Source organism: Dulcicalothrix desertica PCC 7102 (assembly GCF_003991905.1).
Lineage (GTDB): Bacteria > Cyanobacteriota > Cyanobacteriia > Cyanobacteriales > Nostocaceae > Dulcicalothrix > Dulcicalothrix desertica.
Genome location: NZ_RSCL01000011.1, coordinates 3,270 through 22,426, shown reverse-complemented (window position 1 = coordinate 22,426; position 19,157 = coordinate 3,270). Strand labels below are relative to the sequence as shown.

Sequence of the window (19,157 nt, the reverse complement as noted above, 5' to 3'; positions counted from 1 at the left end):
AATTACATTAAAGATTTTTTAGAAAATTATCCAGTAGAAGCAGGTCTTTATGAAGTCCTCAATCGTGACCTTACCCAAGCGTTAGTAAATGATAGCAATTTTGGTCTTTCTAAGGTGCTAGACTCATTAAGCATTAATCTAGATGTGGAACCGAAAATTATTCCTTTCCAATTTGATAGTACTGTCACCCGCACAGTCAATGGTGATATTAACGATATTGTCTCATTTCAATTAGAAGATATTTTACTTCCTATTGATGGAGCTAATGTTACGGATGTCACTGTCAAATTGAATTTTATCGATGGAATTGACCCAAGTGGCTTCAAAGATGTCATCCCTCTTGGTAATTTTGTTGAAGATTATCTCGCACATTATTCTAATCCCAATGACTCTTTTGAAGTCGTAAACAACAATTTAGGCAATGCATTGCTAACTGATTCTAATCTAGGACTTTCCAAGGTGCTAGACTCACTAACTGCTACGTTAGGTGCGTTTTCCCCTAGCGTTATTCCTTTTCCGTTAGAGAATACTGTTACGTTTACCCCATTCCTTAACTCACATCAACATGAATCAAATATGACTTCTGCCTGACTTTAATAAAAGTAGCATCTCGAATCCTACCTCCACAGGTGTAGGTCAATAACAGGTAGTAATCGTCTATCATTTGGTTCTAAACTTTACTTACTACCACAGCAACGGCTATTCATCAATTTTGCAACAAAAGTCAAATAAATAAATGGTATTGTGTTATTTGACAGATTCACTCCAATCCACTATGAGGGCAGCATGAGCAAAAAACTAATTAATCCCCATAAACTGTACGATGGTGCTGCTTTTGGCATGTCTCAGGCTACTGTCGATACAGAATCAGGGTTAGTTTTCATATCTGGTCAAGTCGATTGGAATCATCAATATGAGACCACAGAGAACTCGATCGAAGGACAAGCAAGAAAAGCACTTAACAATCTTAAAATTGTCCTAACAGCAGCTGGTTCATCAGTCGAGCAGTTATTGCAAGTTCGCGTATATATCCGAGGTGAACTTGGAGAACATATGGAAACTCTTGCTCCCATTCTTGCTAGCTTTTTAGGCGAATCTCGTCCATCTGTAACTGGTATTGGTGTAGCTTCTCTCGCATCACCATCATTACTTGTTGAGGTTGAGGCAGTAGCTAGCCTATTATAGATGAATTGAGATTTATTCCAGTGGGTATTGCACCGAAATGGGAGCGGTGCCTTTTATCGAAACAGCTCTTAAAATCGGTGCCTCTAAAATTTACTACCATTAGCTTTCTTTACCTGTCCACAAATAAAGACCTATCTGAGAATACTCTTTAAATCCAATTTGGCGATAAATATTCATACCCATAAAAGAGGCTTGCAATGTGGCAATACGGTATCCTGCTGCACGTGATTCTTGCAAAGCGGCTTTTATTAATGCTGTAGCAAAGCCTTTTTTACGTGATAAAGGAACTGTACCGACATAACGATGAAGCAGTTAACCAAAAAATAACGCCTTTGTATCTCTTCTTATAATTAGGTGTAGCTTTGCTTAAAATATGCAGTTCGTAAAGTTGGAGTAATTTTACGTTGATTCCTCAAAGTATATTAAATTTTATAAAAACTGAACTAAAGTTTAGTTTTTATAAAATTTACTGAAATATCCGAACAACGTAAGAAGGACTTGTTTTAGTAAAGCGCAAGAATCAGTTATTATATAGTTAATAAATACTATTCGATGGTAATAGTTTAAGTACTAATGAACTTATGACAGTTAGGGGTGCGGAATACAGGTTAGAAGGGTGAAAGATTATTTATGACCAAAAAAATAATTTCATCTATCTAAAGTATGAGTTATATATAGATGTAATTATAACCTTTGATAGATGTTAAGTTATTAATTATTTTTACTGCTGTTGTATAACAATATTTTTTAAAAAAGTGCATATTTTGAACTCTGTTCCCGCTATTAAGTAGTAGAGCTAAAAACTATTACACAGGAAATAGGAAATATATTTATGCAAGTTAAAAGTTGTGTTATTCCTGTTGTGAAATCTCTCAAAGACTATCAAGTCTATCGAATTAGTCCTAATGATTCAAATCGATTAGCAATTATTTTCGATACAAAGAGCGCTGATACCTCTTTAACCTGTTGTGTAGAAATTTTTGACGTTGGTGGCAGTACTCCACTAAATTGCCATGAATGGGCAGTAGAAATGTTTTTCGTGCTTAAAGGAGAAGGGGTAGCTATCTGTGATGGTAAAAATGTTTCTATAAAAAGTGGAGATAGTTTATTAGTACCATCTAGAGGAACTCACATGATTAAAAATACAGGCGCAACACGTTTATATACTTTAACAATCATGGTGCCAAACGAGCATTTTTCCGAGCTTATTCGTAGTGGGACTTCTGTAGAGTTGGATGAAGAAGATTTGTTAGTTCTAAGTAGATTGGCGCCCTGATTATAATCCTGCCAAATCTAACTATCGATTAGAGACACCTACTGGTCAAAACATCAGCACGAGAGAAATCAAAGCGCGGTTGTATCTAGCCAGACTGCTAGTACTTTTAACTCTAATTTGAGTTCAATATTCTTCGGTTAATTTCGCAGGTAGGAAATTATTTGTTCATTTGGTCTGTAGTAATTAAAGAGGTAGCAGGAGTACGAATATGTTTGAATCAAAGCAATCTAGTGTTAGTACAGATATTGCAAGTAATATTTCACAACCATCACACCTAGATATTTCTGGGTTAATTCCTAATTCTATTAGTTTTGGTAGGAGTGGAGAAAATGTAATATTTGGCGGTAGTGGTTCTTCTTTAACTGGTACTAATGGTGTAGATGTATTTGTTATAAAGAGCGCAGGCGCCAATATTTCTGGCTTTGAAGTTGGAAAAGATAAAGTTGGTATTATTTCTGATGAACCGCTGACTTTTCTCGATATTATTAACCCCTATATACCTGGAGGTATAACTGATACAGAAAATGGCGCCGTAGTTAGCCTTCCATTAGGCTCTAAGCGCAATCCTTTTGTAACTTTAAATGGAGTCAGTGCTAGTGTATTGGCAAATAGTCCAGAAAGTTTTTCTATCTTTTCTGCTGGTAATACCGTCATTGACTGGAATGAGATGATGTTTGATGCTGGTAGAAATGCTAGTGTACCAGGTTCGCGTTCAGCTCGTTATTATGCTTTAGTTCATACAGCCATTGCTGATGCGGTACAAGCGATAAAACAAACTTCTTTCCGAAGTACTTACTTAGAGTCTATTGGACAAACATTACCAACAGTTACCGATGGCGCCAGTGCTGAAGCCGCCGTTGCATCTGCTGCTAATACAATACTTAAAAGGTTATTCACCGACCCAGATAATCCTGTTTCTGCAAGTAATATTAGTCCTTTTCCTGGTGAAACAACAAATACAGGAGAATTCCTTTCCAGAGTTTTTGATGCAGCTTTGAATACATCTTTGACAGCAGTTGGTGGTGATACGGATGCCGTACAAGCAGGTGTAGAATTTGGGCGCAACATCGCTCAAAGATTGTTAGAACTACGGGCAAACGATGGTGCATTTCGCAACGCTGACGGTACAAGAGTGAATGTACCAGGATTCAACGTAGAATACCAAAATGGAATCGAAAATAATTATCACCTCAATGAAAAAAGTTTCCAAGATGGAAATTCTACTCTTTTAAATAACGGCACTGTTGGCAGATTAAAAGACGGTACAAATTTAATTGGAGCAGCTAGTCCAATTGAAGCAATTGACCTTCAGGGCAACAAAACCATCACCAGTATTGCAAAAACTACCCCTGGAGCATGGCGCCGTGCAGAAGACTCCTTAAATGAATCCGGTCAATTTTCCGGTTTAGCATCTCCAGATGTCGCCAAACTTAATCAAGCTTGGGTATTACCATCAACCGACTTCTTCAGCAACAATATATTACCACCACCAGCGTTAGATAGCGACCGCTATCGTGACAGTGTTGCAGAAGTGAAAGCGAATGGTAGTATTTTAGACTTACCGGGAAACGGTACAGTCTCCATCCTTAACCGCACCATCACAGAAAATGGTGTGACTCGCTCGGTAGGTGCAGGGGTAGTTGGTAATGCAGTTAATGATACCGACTTAAGTGATGCCAGTTTTGGTTCAGGTTCAGGAGGTAATGATTTTGGTCGGACTCGTCCCGATGGATTAGGATTAACTAGTGCTGATAGAACAATCATTGCTCACGTTTGGGCAAACGCTGAAGGTACTTACCAACCCAACTATTCTTGGCAAAAAATAGCCCAACAATTAGCTATTAATAACAATAGTTCGCTTGAAGATACAGCTTATATCTTTGGAGCGCTGAATATGGCGCTAGCTGATGGTTATGCGAATGTTTGGGATATCAACTGGGATAGAGATTATTTCTGGCGCCCAGTTTCGAGCATCCGTAACGCCGACCAACTAGAATCCACTGCTGACTTGGATGACAACACTTGGACAGCACGGGAAAATACACCCCAGCACCCAGATCACCCATCTGCGGCTTCTGCGGTCGCTGGTGTTGCTAGCAATATTTTATCTAGCTTTTACGGCGATAAACAAACCTTTACCATTGGCGCCGACCCAAACCCGAACAGTGCCCGTTTACTAAATGCATTACGTTCTCTCAATGGTAACGATTTGGTAGATGGCACACCATTAGAAGAAGTCAGTCGTACCTACACCAGCCTCTCCCAAGCGGCAAATGAAGCACGCACCAGTCGCATTTATGCAGGGGCACACCACCGCTTTGCTACCGAAAATGGTATAAATTTAGGTGAACAAGTTGCTCAGTACTTCTTGCGTCATAATCCTTTTTTAGCTTCTCCTACAAAAGAATAACAAAACCAAACATAGGAGATTTTTGATGATTCGAGGATTATTGTCATTTAGCGGTCGCTATCGCATTCTTCACTTAACCTGGTTTGCCTTCTTTCTCTCATTTGTAATTTGGTTTAACATTGCTCCTCTTGCCACAACTATTCAACAGGATTTAAGGTTAACTACTGAGCAACTCAAAGTTTTGTCAATTTGTAATGAAAGTAAGAAATTTTGCGATCTAAACTTCTATCCCCAATGCTGTTCATCCAATAACACAGAGCAATGAATGATACAAGGCTTGAAATTTCAACTTTGGTAGACCTATTGAGTATGAGAGCGCAAAATCAATCTGATTTAACTGCTTATACTTTTTTGCAGGACGGAGAAACAGAATCCTTACATTTGAGCTATAAAGAGCTAGACCGACAAGCACGGGCAATTGCATCTAAGCTTCAAAGTATGAGTGCTGCGGGTTGCCGTGCTTTGCTTGTCTATCCACCTGGATTGGAGTTTATTGCTGCCTTTTTCGGATGTTTATATGCTTCTGTTGTGGCTGTACCAGCTTATCCACCGCGACCGAATCAGAATTTATCAAGGTTACAGGCAATAGTTTCGGATGCTCAAGCAACCTTCGCACTTACCAATACAGCGATGTTGGGGTTGATTAAGAGCCGATGTGAAGATAATCCAGAATTTGGCACCTTACAATGGTTAGCGACGGATAATATTGCTCTTGACCTAGCCTTTGACTGGCAAAAACCGGACTTGTCTTCACATGAGTTAGCTTTTCTTCAATACACATCAGGCTCTACGGGCACACCAAAAGGTGTAATGGTTAGTCACAGCAACATTTTACACAACTGTGAATTGATTAAAAAAAGTTTCGCACATGAGCCTAGCAGCCGAGTTATAAGCTGGTTGCCACCTTACCATGATATGGGATTGATTGGAGGAATTCTAGAACCACTATATATAGGCAGCACAATGACTTTAATGCCAGCAGTCGCATTTATACAAAAGCCTTTGCGCTGGCTAAAAGCTATCTCTCGTTATCAAGCTATGACTAGTGGTGGTCCTAATTTTGCTTATGACCTTTGTAGCCGTAAGATTACAGAGGAAGAACGGTCTGAACTTGACTTAAGTAGTTGGGAAATTGCTTTTACTGGAGCCGAACCAATTCGCCCAGAAACCCTTGAACTGTTTGCTCGCACTTTTGCTGATTGTGGCTTCCGCCCTGAAGCATTCCATCCTTGCTATGGGATGGCTGAAACTACTTTAATTGTTTCTGGAAGTAAAAAATTAGCTTCGCCTGTTGTTCGCTACGTCTCACGAGCGGCATTTGAGCAAAACCAAGTTGTAATGATTGACAATAATCAAGAAGTTACGGCGCGGGCTGTAGTGGGTTGCGGTGAATGTTTAGAGCAGGAAATTTTAATTGTTGAACCAGAATCCTTAACTCCATGTTTAGAGAATTCTATTGGAGAAATTTGGGTATCAAACCCTTCTGTCGCTGGTGGCTATTGGAATCAACAGGACTTGACACAAAAAACTTTTTATGCTCAATTGTATAATGCTGATGGGCGCCATTTTTTACGTACAGGAGACTTGGGATTTTTGCATGAGGGGGAGTTGTTCGTTACTGGTCGAATAAAAGATGTAATCATCATTCGCGGGCAAAATCATTATCCTCAAGACATTGAACTGACAGTCTCTTACAGTCATCCTGCACTAAGACCTAATTGTGGGGCAGCATTTTCTTTTGAGGTAGATGGTGTTGAAAAACTAGTTATTGTTACTGAAGTAGAGCGGAGTTACCTACAAAAGCTAGATGTAACGGAGGTAGTTACCCGCATCCGTCAAGAAATTTCACAGCAGCACCAACTACAAGTTTATGCTGTTGTACTATTAAAGACAGCGAGTATCCCGAAAACTTCTAGTGGGAAGATTCAGCGCTATGCGTGCCGACTTGCTTTTATAAATGGAAATTTAAATGTTGTTGGAGAATGGACTACGGACTTTCAGGAAATAAACTTGCTAGAACTCGAAGAAGAGATTGAATCTATTACCGTGCAACTGCAAAATGCAGTAAAGCAACAACAATTATCAGAACACAATCAGCATGAGGCTAACCAAAAATCACCCAACCCTGCAACGCAAAAAGTAATCATTGCTTGGCTTGTTTCTAATTTAGCGAAGTACTTGAAAGTATCTCCAGATGTAATAAATGTTACGCAAGCTTTTGCTTCATACGGTCTAGATTCATCAGTGGCAGTTACTATGACGGGAGAGTTGGCTCAATGGTTAGATTGCGACCTTGAACCTACCCTTTTTTGGGAATACCCCAATATTAAAGTTTTGGCTCAGTATTTAGAAGCAGAATGCAATTTGTTAAAACCTCAATATAAATAATGTTGATATTTGGGAGATGTCGCGATGGAGTCTATGTTTGATATAAACCAAGAGGTTGAAGCTGTTAGTTCTGAAAAAACCAAGTTTCATTTTAATCCCTTTGACAAAGAATTTCATATAAATCCTTATCCTACTTATCATCGCCTTCGTGCCAAGGAACCTGTACATCGGAATTTTCTGGGTAGTTGGGTACTAACTCGCTATGCTGATGTTAAATTTGTCCTGCGCGACTCAAATTTTCGTAGCGACAACTTGCCGCAACGGCTCAAAAATAAAAATTCTTACCTTGAAGATCGGCATCAAAATCTTAATGCTTTAGTAAGTGCTTGTAGCAAGTGGTTGCTATATATAGAACCGCCTGACCATACTAGAATGCGTTCTTTAGTTGGCAAATTTTTTTATCCTGAGATGGTAGAGCGTTTGCGGCCTCAAATACAGCATATTGTGGATGAGTTAATTGGCAATGCCCAGCTTAACAACAGTATGGATATTATATCTGAACTTGCCCGTCCTTTGCCCGTGCGTGTGATATCCAAGATGTTGGGGGTTCCAGAAGAGATTCAAAACCAAGTGTACAAGTGGGCTGAGGAGATTTCTACCATATTTGACCCATTAAATTCACTCTCAACTTTGGCTCATATGAATGAGATTGTACTCAAATTTACAGAGTCTTTTCGTGAAGTGATTGCACAACGGGAAAAAGAACCGCAACAAGACCTAATTAGTTTTCTGATTACTGCTAGGAATGAAGGTGACAAGCTAAGTAACGACGAAATTTTGTCAATTTGTATGCTGTTGTTTGGTACTGGAGAAGAAACTACAGTTAATTTGATTGGGAATGGGATGTTAGCATTGTTACATCATCCTGAGCAAATGGAGAAGCTTAAACAGCAACCGGCAATTATCCAAAATGCTGTAGAAGAACTGCTGCGTTACGATAGTCCAATTCAAGGGATTTCTCGCACAGCAATTGAAAATATTGAAATTGGAAATAAAGAAATTAAAGCAGGCGATCAAGTAATTGTGTACTTAGGAGCAGCTAATCGAGATCCTAAACAATTTTACGAACCGGACTGCCTTGACCTTACCCGTAATGATAATCGTCACCTTGCTTTTGCCGATGGTATTCATTACTGTTTAGGTGCTGCATTAGCACGAGTTGAAGCGCAAGTCGCAATTAATACGCTTATTCAACGACTACATAATCTCCAATTGTACACTGATACTTTGGAATGGCGCACTAACATTAATTTACGAGGATTGAAGTCTCTTCCAGTAACTTTCTCTTACTGTAACAGTTGAATTTGCTAATAATTAATTTAGTCATTATCAATATGAAACTTTATAAAGAATTAATTACAATTGTTGGTATCAGATATCGTTTTCCTGATGCCAACAGTCTAGGAGCTTTCTGGCAGTTGTTGTACAACGTTACAGAAGTTCCTGCTTCTCAATGGGATATAGAAGCTTTTTACGACCCTAGCTCAACAAAGCCAAGTAAAATGAATACTTGTTGGGGTGGTTTTCTTGAGCAGGTAGACCAGTTCGACCCTCAATTTTTTGTAATGCTCCCCGTGAGCCTTTAAGCTCAGTATTTAGAAGCAGAATGCCAGTTGTTGGATCCTCAATATAAATTAAATTGATTTTAGGAGGTGTTGCGATGGAGTCAATGTTTGATATAAACCGAGAGGCTGAAGCTATTAGTTCTGAAAAAACCAAGTTTCGTTTTAATCCTTCGGATAAAGAATTTCACGCAAATCCTTATCCTACTTATCATCGTCTCCGTGCTGAAGAACCCGTACATCGAACTTTTCTTGGTACCTGGGTATTAACTAGCTATGATGATATCAAATTTCTCCTGCGCGACCCACGTTTTTGTAGTGATAACTTACCCGAACGGCTTAATAATAAAACTTCTTACCTTGAAAATCGTCATCAAAATCTTAATGCCTTGGTAGGAGCTAGTAGCAAGTGGTTGACATTTCTAGAACCACCTGACCATACTAGGATACGTTCTTTGATTGGTGGAGTTTTTCATCCAGAGATGGTAGAGCGTTTGCGACCTGAAATTCAGGAGATAATGGATAAATTAATTGAGAATGTCCAACGTAAAGACAGTATAGATATTATATCTGAAATTGCCTACCCTTTGCCCATGTACATTATCTCCAAAATATTAGGGGTTCCAAAAGAGTTTCAAAATCAAATGCATGACTGGGCAGATGATATTTCTGGCATATTCTGTCAATTCAATTCACTCTCAGATTTGGCTCGGATGAATGAGACTGTACTCAAATTTACAGAGTCTTTTCGTGAAGTGATTGTACAACGGGAAAAAGAACCACAACAAGACCTAATTAGTTTTCTGATTACTGCTAGGAATGAAGGTGACAAGTTAACTAACGACGAAATTTTATCAATCTGTATACTATTGTTTATTACTGGAGAAGAAACTACAGTTAATTTGATTGGGAATGGAATGTTGACATTGTTACATCATCCCGACCAAAGAGAGAAGCTTAAACGGCAACCGACAATGATTTACAATGCTATAGAGGAACTGCTGCGTTACGATAGTCCAGTTCAAGCAATTTCCCGCATTGCAATCAAAGATGTTGAAATTAGAGGTAAAGAAATTAAAGCAGGCGATCGCATCACTATGTATTTAGGAGCAGCCAATCGAGACCCTAAGCAATTTTCTGAACCGGATTGCCTTGACCTTACCCGTGCTGATAATCGACATCTTGCTTTTGCTGGTGGTATTCACTATTGTTTAGGTGCTGTATTAGCACGAGTTCAAGGCCAAGTCGCAATTAATACTCTTATTCAACGACTGCCTAATCTCCAATTGGCTACTAATACTTTGGAATGGCGTAATCACAGTTTTTTACGAGGATTAAAGGCTCTTCCTGTAAATTTTTCTTAATAAAATAACTGAATTTTTTAGCAGTTAGTTTAGCAACAATAAGTTACAAAAATGAAAATGCATGAAGAAGCAATTGCAATCGTTGGTATAGGATGTCGTTTTCCTGGTGCCAAGAATCCACAAGCCTTCTGGCAGTTATTGTGCAACGGTATAGACGCTATTAGTGAGGTTCCTGCTTCTCGATGGAATATAGAAGCTTTTTATGATCCCGACCCAACGAAGGCAGGTAAAATGAATACTCGTTGGGGTGGTTTTCTAGAGCAGTTAGAGCAGTTCGATTCGCAGTTTTTTGGAATTGCTCCTCGCGAGGCATTAAGCATGGATCCGCAGCAACGATTGTTGCTAGAGGTGACGTGGGAGGCATTAGAAGATGCCGCATTAATTCCTGAAAGCCTTTCCGGTTCGCCAACAGGTGTTTTTGTCGGTATTTCCAATTACGATTATTATGAACACCTGATCAGAAGTTCTGTCGATTTGGATGCCTATGCAATTATTGGTAACAATAACTGTATTGCAGCTAATCGTATTTCTTATTTATTTAACTTCACGGGACCTAGCATAGCAGTTGATACTGCTTGTTCCTCTTCTTTGGTCGCGGTTCACCTTGCTTGTCAAAGCATATGGAATAGAGAATCAAGCCTCGCAATCGCGTCTGGTGTTAACATAGTGTTGTCACCGTGGGTAACGGCAAGCTTTTCACAAGGTGGTTTTATGGCTGCTGATGGTCGCTGCAAAACCTTTGATGCTGGTGCTGATGGCTACGTTCGTAGTGAAGGTGCTGGTGTGGTGGTATTAAAGCCGTTATCACAAGCTGTGGCTGATGGTAATTTAATTTATGCTGTTATTCGTGGTAGTGCTGTTAATCAAGATGGACATAGCAATGGTCTTACTGCTCCAAATCCACAGGCACAGCAAGCTGTTCTTCGAGAAGCCTATCGACAGGCTAATGTTTCTCCTAGTCAAATTCAATACATAGAAGCTCACGGTACAGGTACAAGTTTGGGCGACCCTATGGAGATGAAGGCTTTAACAAAGGTACTTTCTGTAAATCGAAAAGATGGTAGTTATTGCGCTGTAGGTTCAGTTAAAACTAATATTGGTCATTTAGAGGCAGCTGCTGGAATTGCTGGGTTAATTAAAGTGGCGCTATCACTAAAACACCGTAAAATACCTCCTAGCCTGCATTTTTTAAAGTCAAATCCTTATATTCCTTTTGACAAAATCTGTTTACGAGTTCAGCAGAAGTTAGAAGCTTGGCCTGAAAGCGATTTTCCGGCTTTAGCTGGTGTTAGTTCTTTTGGTTATGGTGGAACAAATGCACATATTGTTTTAGAAGAAGCACCTTTAGAACTTGAAAACTCAAAAGCTAAAAATCAAAATCAAGAATTAATTGAACGCCCTTTGCATCTTTTGGCGTTATCAGCTAAAAGCGAGAATGCATTACGTTCTTTAGCAAAAAGTTATGAAGAATTTTTAATTCATTCAACAGCATCAGTCGCAGATGTTTGCTTTGCTACTAATACAGGGCGAACGCATTTTGAAAGTCGTTTGGCTGTGGTAGCTGATTCTAATATACAGTTACGTGAACGCCTTCTTGCTTTTGCTGATGGTAGGGAAACTACGGGAATAGTAAGTGGGCTGGTAAATGCTAACAAGCACCCGGAAGTAGCCTTCCTTTTTACCGGTCAGGGTTCGCAATATGTGGATATGGGGCGCCAACTTTACGAGAGCCAACCAATATTTCGACAAACCCTCGACCTTTGCGATATGGTTTTGCGCCCTTATTTAGGAACTTCCTTGCTGGGAATTTTATATCCAAAGACTCAATCTTCCGATTCAAAATTAGATGAAACTGCTTACACTCAACCAGCCCTGTTTGCCATAGAGTACGCTTTAGTACAATTGTGGCAATCTTGGGGTATTAAACCAGATGTGGTGCTTGGTCACAGTGTTGGCGAATATGTTGCTGCTTGCGTTGCTGGGGTTTTCAGTTTAGAAGATGCTCTAAAACTGATTGCATATCGGGGTAAGCTAATACAGGAGTTACCACCTACTGGTGAAATGGTGGCGGTGATGGCTAGCTCTAATTTAATACACTCCTTGATTGCTGGTTATGGCCAGCAAGTTGCGATTGCTGCTTTTAACGGGCCTAGTAGTACGGTCATTAGCGGTTCAACCCCAGCTATCAGAGCGATTTGCGAACTTTTGAGCGACAAGGAAATTAAATTTAAAAAACTCGATGTTTCCCACGCTTTCCATTCACCGTTAATGCAGCCGATGTTGGCTGATTTTGAAGTGATCGCCAATCAAGTTACTTACAATCAGCCTAAAATTCCCCTAATTTCTAACGTGACTGGACAAAGGGCAGATGATACTATTTGCACACCCGAATATTGGTTAAATCATATCCTCCAACCAGTTAGATTTGTTGATAGTATTACCTGCTTAAATCAACTTGGTTATAAAATATACTTAGAAATTGGGTCGAAACCAATTTTGTTAGGTATGGCACGTCAATGTCTTTTAGAGGATGTTGGAGTTTGGCTTCCTTCATTGCGTTCACCTCAAACTGATTGGCAGCAAATACTTGAAAGTTTGGGAGTACTATATATAAATGGTGTATCTGTTGACTGGAAAGGATTTGAAAAAGACTACACTCATCAAAAAGTTGCTTTACCTACTTATCCCTTTGAAAGACAGCGTTATTGGTTGCCAGAAACAGCCGTAAACGAAAGTTTAAGTAAAAAAGAAGTTAATCAAACCTCTATTATAAACTTATTGCATCAAGGAGATATACAAAAGTTAACCGAACGGTTAGCAGCAGAATTTGATGAATCGCGTCGGAGAGACTTACCTCAACTATTGTCCGTTCTTGTTAAATGTCACCAACAGGAAATAAATTCTACACTTATCAAAGATTGGTTTTATAAAGTAGAGTGGCAACTTAAACAACGTTACCAAAATAAACATAGTAATTATGTTAGAGAAATTGGAACTTGGCTAATATTGTGCGATGAAGGTAATTTAGGCACTTCTTTAGCACAAACCTTGCAACAACAAGGTAATAATTGTTTGTTAGTTTACCCAGGAGAGTTTTATCAGCGTTTAAATACTAATTGGAGCGTCAATCCATCTCACCTTGAAGATTTTGAGCGTTTGCTGCATGAAGCCTTGATTCCTAACCAACAACCTTTACAGGGAGTAATTCATTTGTGGAGTTTAAATGTTACTCCAACACAAGAAGTAACACTCTCTGGTTTAGAACAAGCACAGAAAGGAATTTGTGGTAGTATACTGCATCTTGTACAAGCGTTATTAAAGTGTAATAAGTCACCTGCTCTATGGATAGTAACGCGAGGGGCAATTGCCATTGATTCTACGCCGCCAAATGTAGTCCAAGCACCAGTGTGGGGTGTTGGAGGAGTAATAGCGCTTGAACATTCAGAGTTATGGGGAGGTATGCTCGATTTGGCGCCCGAACCATACGATGATGAAGCAGTTGAGATTTTAGCAGAGATTGCAGATTCTCAAGGAGAAGACCACATTGCTTTACGTTCGAGACGACGTTACGTAGCTCGTGTAGTACCAAAAAATATAGATCTGACTAATCCAACTACTTCGCTTGTTGCTAACAAGAAAGATGTTACTTACTTAATTACAGGTGGGTTAGGCGCCCTCGGACTCAAAATTGCTGAGTGGATGGTAGAGCAGGGAGCAACTCACTTGGTTTTAATTGGACGAAGTGGAGCATCGACACAAGCGCAGCAAGCTATCGCCAAAATGGAGCAAACTGGTGTTCGGGTTTTAGTAGCCCAAGCCGATGTATGCAAGCAATCGAATTTAGTCAAAGTTTTGCAAGAAATTAAAGCTGCAATGCCACCTTTAGGTGGTATTGTTCATGCAGCTGGTGTAGTAGGATATCAACCGATAACATCCATGAAATGGAGCGATTTTGAGTCTGTGACTCGTCCTAAGCTTTTAGGAGGTTGGAATTTGCACCAGTTAACTAGAGATATAGAGCTAGACTTTTTTGTTAGCTTGTCTTCCATAGCTTCTGTCTGGGGGTCAAAAGGACAAGCTCATTACGCAGCGGCGAACTATTTCTTGGATACATTAGCTGATTACCGCCAATGTTTAGGTTTACCTTCTTTGAGCGTGAATTGGGGTCCTTGGGCTGAGGTTGGTATGGCTGTGGGTAAAGCAGAGCAGTTTTTAAGCCGACTGGGAATTAAAGCTATGCAGCCAAACCTTGCTCTTACTGCTTTAGAAATTGCTATTAAAGGAGCTTCTGCTCGAGCAACAATAGTAGATGTTGATTGGAGAGTGTTTAAAGATATTTATGAAGTTAGAGGTAAGCGTGCGCTGCTGGAAAAAATTGCAGTAACAGCAGTAACAATAGAAGAAAATATCGAAGTGAATGATAAGAGAAAGTCATTTCTCTGTGAGTGGAAAAAAATAGACCAGTTGTTAGAGGTATCGCAGTCAAAATTTTTACAGCATAAAGATGAGTTTTTCCAGCGATTACAAGAGACTCCTATCAATGAAAGACAGACACTGTTGGCAACTCATATCCGTTCCCAAGTTGCCAAAGTTCTCGGTTTTAGTTCAACTGAGCAGGTAGATTTACATCAACATTTGAACAACATGGGACTTGACTCATTAGTAGCTATCGAATTAAGGAATTGGGTTCAAGCTTGTTTTGATGTAGAGATACCTGTAGTGAAATTCATGGAAAACCTCAACATCATCGATATTGCCATATACATAAACGAGCAAATCACAAAAATTAAATCGACACTAGAAGAATCTATACAAGTAACTACATCCAATTTCAATAATATTATAGAAGGTGAATTATGAATATAACCGAGTTTCTTCAAAATCTTTCTTCACAAAATGTAGAACTGTGGGTTGATGGTGATAAACTGCGCTATAAGGCGCCTCAAGAGGTATTAACTCCAACACTATTAAGTGAAATTAAGCAACGTAAACCGGAAATTATAAACTTTCTCAAAAGCAGTGTTGCAATTTCTAATACTTTTCCACTCTCCTACGGGCAGCAAGCACTATATTTTTTATATAAACTAGAACCTTTAAGTGTAGCTTATAATGTCGCATTTTCATTCCGTATTTGCTCTCATGTGGATGTTAAAGCTTTGCAACTGGCTGTTGAATCTTTAATAGCTCGCCACCCTATGTTACGTACAAATTTTAGGGAGCAAGACGGTGAATTAGTTCAAGAAATTCATAGTAATTACGAGACTTGCTTTGAGGTGGTGGATGCTTCAAATTTAAACGTTGATGAATTGAAGCAACAAGTAATTAAAGAACATCAACGTCCTTTTAATTTAGAAACAGGACCGATAGCGCGAGTAACTTTATTTCACATAACAGATCAAGATTATATTCTGTTACTTAGCATCCATCATATTGCTTGCGATGGATGGTCTATTTGGATACTTTTAGATGAATTGCTTCTTCTTTACGCAGGTCAAAAAGATGGAGTTGCAGTTTCTTTGATACCAATCAATTCTACATACAAAGATTTTGTTAATTGGCAAGCTCAATTATTAAATAGTTCTGAAAAAGAAAGTATGCAGGTATATTGGCAGCAAGAGTTAGCTGGTGAATTGCCTGTATTAAATTTAGCGACTGACAGACCTCGACCTCCAGTACAAACCTATAATGGGGCCACTTATTCCTTTAAGTTGTCTCCAGAACTGACGCAAAAGCTGAAAGAATTAGCCAAGCTTGAAGGAGTAACCCTTTATATAGTTATTTTGGCAGTTTTTCAGGTACTGCTTCATCGCTACACGGGTCAGGAAGATATTTTGGTGGGTTCTCCAACCGCAGGTAGGAGCAAAGCTGAATTCGCGCAGATAGTCGGTTACTTTGCGAATCCGGTAGTGCAACGAGCGAATTTTTCTGGTAATCCTACTTTTCAAGAATTTTTATCTCAAGTCCGCTCTACGGTATTAGGAGCAATCACACATCAAGATTATCCCTTTCCATTACTAGTTAAACAATTGCAACCAGAGCGCGACCAAAGCCGTTCACCACTTTTTCAAGCGTCTTTTGTCTTGCAAAAAGCACAGCTTGGTTCGGTAATAGAATTATTGACACAAAGAGAAACTGGTACTCAAGTTCAAAGGGGTGATTTATTGCTAGAGCCTTTTGAAATAGCGCAACAGGAAGGACAGTTTGATTTAGATTTAGACATTATTGAAGCTAATAAATCGCTTTTTGGTGCTTTTAAGTATAACACAGACCTGTTTAATAGAGAAACAATTGAGCAGCTGACTGGTCATTTCCAGAATTTACTGTCAGCAATTGTGTCCAATCCTCAACAAAAAGTCAGCGAATTATCTATATTGAGTCAAGCAGAACTGCATCAATTATTGGTGGAATGGAATCATACTGCTACTGCATACCCCCAAGATAAATGTATCCATGAGTTATTTGAGCAGCAAGTAGAAAAAACTCCTTCTTCTGTGGCTGTGGTGTTTGGAGATGAGCAATTAACCTACAAACAATTAAATACCAGAGCCAATCAATTGGCACACCACCTTCAAACATTAGGGGTTAAACCAGAAGTATTAGTAGGTATTTGTGTGGAACGTTCTATCGAGATGGTGGTGGGACTGTTGGGGATACTTAAAGCGGGTGGCGCCTATGTACCTCTTGACCCCAGCTATCCCCAAGAACGTTTGAATTATATTTTGAGCGATTCTCAGGTTTCAGTGCTGTTAACCCAGCAAAAATATTTGGAATCATTTCCAGAGATTGGAGCCAAAGTTGTTTGCTTGGATACCGACTCGCAAATTATTAGTACTCATAGCGATAAAAATTTGTCAGCTATAGTTCAAGTTAATAACTTAGCGTATGTAATCTATACATCTGGTTCTACAGGCACGCCTAAAGGGGTAATGGTTGAACATCAGTCTTTAGTAAATTTTATTTCTTCGGCTAAGATTGAGTATGGGATTGGCTTCGAGGATAGAATTCTACAATTTAGTTCTATCAGTTTTGATGTTTCTGTCGAAGAAATTTATCCCTGCTTAACTTGTGGTGGAATATTAATACTACGCACTTCGCAGATACTAAATTCTGTTTCCCTGTTTGTAGAAAAGTGTCGCGAGTGGAAGCTGACAGTTTTGGATTTGCCAACAGCATATTGGCAACAGTTAATTTCTGAATTGGTGGCGACAAACGAAATACTACCCTCATCAGTACGACTGGTAATTATAGGGGGAGAAGGAGTACTTCCAGGAAAAATCCGTCTATGGCAAAAGTACGTGAAGAATCTGGAAAAATCCCCACAGTTAATTAATGCCTACGGTCCTACGGAAACAACGGTAGAAGCGACTATATTTAACCTGTCGGGGTTTGTTCTAGGTGATACGGAGTCACCAATTCCTATCGGACGACCCATTGGTAATATCCAAACATACATTTTGGATAAATACCTACAACCAGTACCCATCGGCGTACCTGGAGAAATCTATATCGGAGGTGATGGTTTAGCCAGAGGCTACCTCAACCAGCCCGAATTAACTGCCGATAAATTTATCCCCAATCCTTTCGACAATTCTAAATCAAAACGTCTGTATAGAACAGGAGACTTAGCCCGCTACTTAAGTGATGGCAATATTGAATACCTCGGTCGCATCGATAATCAAGTCAAAGTACGGGGCTACCGTATCGAACTTGGAGAAATCGAATCAGTCCTACAAACCCATCCTCAAGTTCAACAAGTCGTAGTCATCGCTAGAGAAGATGTTCCTGGTAACAAAAAATTAGTTGCCTATGTTGTTGCTCAAGAAAATTCACTTACCAGCAACCAATTACGCGAGCTAACTCAAAAGAAGCTGCCAGAATACATGCTGCCCAGTAGCTTTGTGATATTAGACACCTTACCATTAACACCCAACGGCAAAGTAGACCGCAAAGCACTACCTGCACCTGGTGGAGAGTGGGAGCGAGAAGGTGAATATATAGCACCCCGTACAGCCAGTGAAGAAATTATTGCTAACATCTTTACAAATGTATTCGGCGTTGAGAAGGTCAGCGTCTACGACAACTTCTTTAAATTGGGAGGACATTCCCTACTTGCAACGCAATTAATATCGAGAATTAGGCAAGCTTTTGAGGTTGAACTACCCCTACGTGCAGTTTTTGAGTCTCCGACTGTTGCACAACTAGGTCAAACTTTAGAGCAATTAAGAATTAGCCATCAAGGGTTAAGTCTTCCTGCGATTACCAGTACATTTGATTCAGTAGAACAGTTACCACTATCTTGGGCACAAGAAAGACTATGGTTCCTTAACCAACTAGAAGGAGCAAGTGCAACTTATAACATGCCCTTGTCTGTGCATATCAGTGGTGAGTTAGATATTAATGCCCTGAGAGAAGCATTATTGCAAATAATACAACGTCACTCTATACTACGCACGAGCTTTCAAACAGTTAATGATACGCCAGTACAGGTCATCCACCCAGAAGTTACGATTGACATCAATTTGGTGGACTTACAACAAATGGAACTAACAGAGCGTGAAACTTCAGTTGCTCAACAAGCTTATAGCGAAGCAATTACCCCCTTTAACTTGGAGAAGGCGCCATTAGTTAGGTGTACTTTATTACAGTTAGCAGCATCAGAAACTGTGTTGTTGCTGACCATGCATCATATTGTTTGTGATGGTTGGTCAATGGGAGTATTTATTCAAGAAGTATCTGCTCTCTATCAAACTTTTTGCTTGGGAGAAGATTCTCCTTTAGGGGAATTACCTATTCAGTATGCAGACTTTGCAGTTTGGCAGAGACAATGGTTGAGTGGAGAGTGGTTGCAAACTCAACTTGATTACTGGAAGCAGCAATTGGAAGGCGCTCCCCAGTTATTGCAACTACCCACTGACCGAACTCGCCCAAGCGTGCAAACTTTTTCTGGTTCAACTTATACTTTTACCCTCAAC

General features: G+C 39.6%; 11 protein-coding genes and 1 pseudogene. 11 read left to right on the top strand and 1 reads right to left on the bottom strand.

Annotated elements, in window-relative coordinates; all coding sequences use genetic code 11:
- Positions 1-591 (top strand): hypothetical protein (locus DSM106972_RS22650; protein WP_201800767.1); only part of this gene is annotated, 591 nt, incomplete at its 5' end.
- Between the two features lie 195 nt (positions 592-786).
- Positions 787-1,185: a RidA family protein gene (locus DSM106972_RS22645; protein WP_127082844.1), complete on the top strand. Its 399-nt coding sequence runs from the start codon at positions 787-789 to the stop codon at positions 1,183-1,185.
- 99 nt (positions 1,186-1,284) lie between these two features.
- Here the strand turns inward: DSM106972_RS22645 and DSM106972_RS54960 are convergent, their stop codons facing one another.
- Positions 1,285-1,497, bottom strand: a complete 213-nt coding sequence (locus DSM106972_RS54960; protein ID WP_127082843.1) for a GNAT family N-acetyltransferase — start codon at positions 1,495-1,497, stop codon at positions 1,285-1,287.
- Between the two features lie 520 nt (positions 1,498-2,017).
- Here DSM106972_RS54960 and DSM106972_RS22635 point away from each other — a divergent pair.
- The 9 genes and pseudogenes from DSM106972_RS22635 to DSM106972_RS22595 all read left to right on the top strand — a co-directional run.
- Positions 2,018-2,461 carry a cupin domain-containing protein gene (locus tag DSM106972_RS22635; protein WP_127082842.1) on the top strand — a complete coding sequence of 148 codons (444 nt, stop codon included), beginning with the start codon at positions 2,018-2,020 and terminating at the stop codon, positions 2,459-2,461.
- A gap of 208 nt (positions 2,462-2,669) precedes the next feature.
- Positions 2,670-4,871: a vanadium-dependent haloperoxidase gene (locus DSM106972_RS22630; protein ID WP_127082841.1), complete on the top strand. Its 2,202-nt coding sequence runs from the start codon at positions 2,670-2,672 to the stop codon at positions 4,869-4,871.
- Positions 4,872-4,896: 25 nt separating this feature from the next.
- A pseudogene (locus DSM106972_RS53680) lies at positions 4,897-5,067 on the top strand (MFS transporter); the annotation flags it as partial.
- 65 nt (positions 5,068-5,132) lie between these two features.
- Positions 5,133-7,259, top strand: coding sequence for an AMP-binding protein (locus DSM106972_RS22620; RefSeq protein ID WP_127082840.1), 2,127 nt, complete (start codon positions 5,133-5,135; stop codon positions 7,257-7,259).
- A 24-nt stretch (positions 7,260-7,283) separates the two neighbouring features.
- Positions 7,284-8,561: a cytochrome P450 gene (locus DSM106972_RS22615; RefSeq protein WP_233787327.1), complete on the top strand. Its 1,278-nt coding sequence runs from the start codon at positions 7,284-7,286 to the stop codon at positions 8,559-8,561.
- A gap of 32 nt (positions 8,562-8,593) precedes the next feature.
- Positions 8,594-8,845 (top strand): beta-ketoacyl synthase N-terminal-like domain-containing protein, encoded by a 252-nt coding sequence (locus tag DSM106972_RS22610; RefSeq protein ID WP_127082839.1) that lies wholly within the window; start codon positions 8,594-8,596, stop codon positions 8,843-8,845.
- Positions 8,846-8,919: 74 nt separating this feature from the next.
- Complete coding sequence (locus DSM106972_RS22605) at positions 8,920-10,185, top strand: cytochrome P450 (protein WP_233787328.1); 1,266 nt, start codon at positions 8,920-8,922, stop codon at positions 10,183-10,185.
- Positions 10,186-10,236: 51 nt separating this feature from the next.
- Positions 10,237-15,045 carry a type I polyketide synthase gene (locus DSM106972_RS22600; RefSeq protein ID WP_127082838.1) on the top strand — a complete coding sequence of 1,603 codons (4,809 nt, stop codon included), beginning with the start codon at positions 10,237-10,239 and terminating at the stop codon, positions 15,043-15,045.
- Positions 15,042-19,157 (top strand): non-ribosomal peptide synthetase (locus DSM106972_RS22595; RefSeq protein ID WP_127082837.1); only part of this gene is annotated, 4,116 nt, incomplete at its 3' end. The genes DSM106972_RS22600 and DSM106972_RS22595, both read left to right, overlap by 4 nt.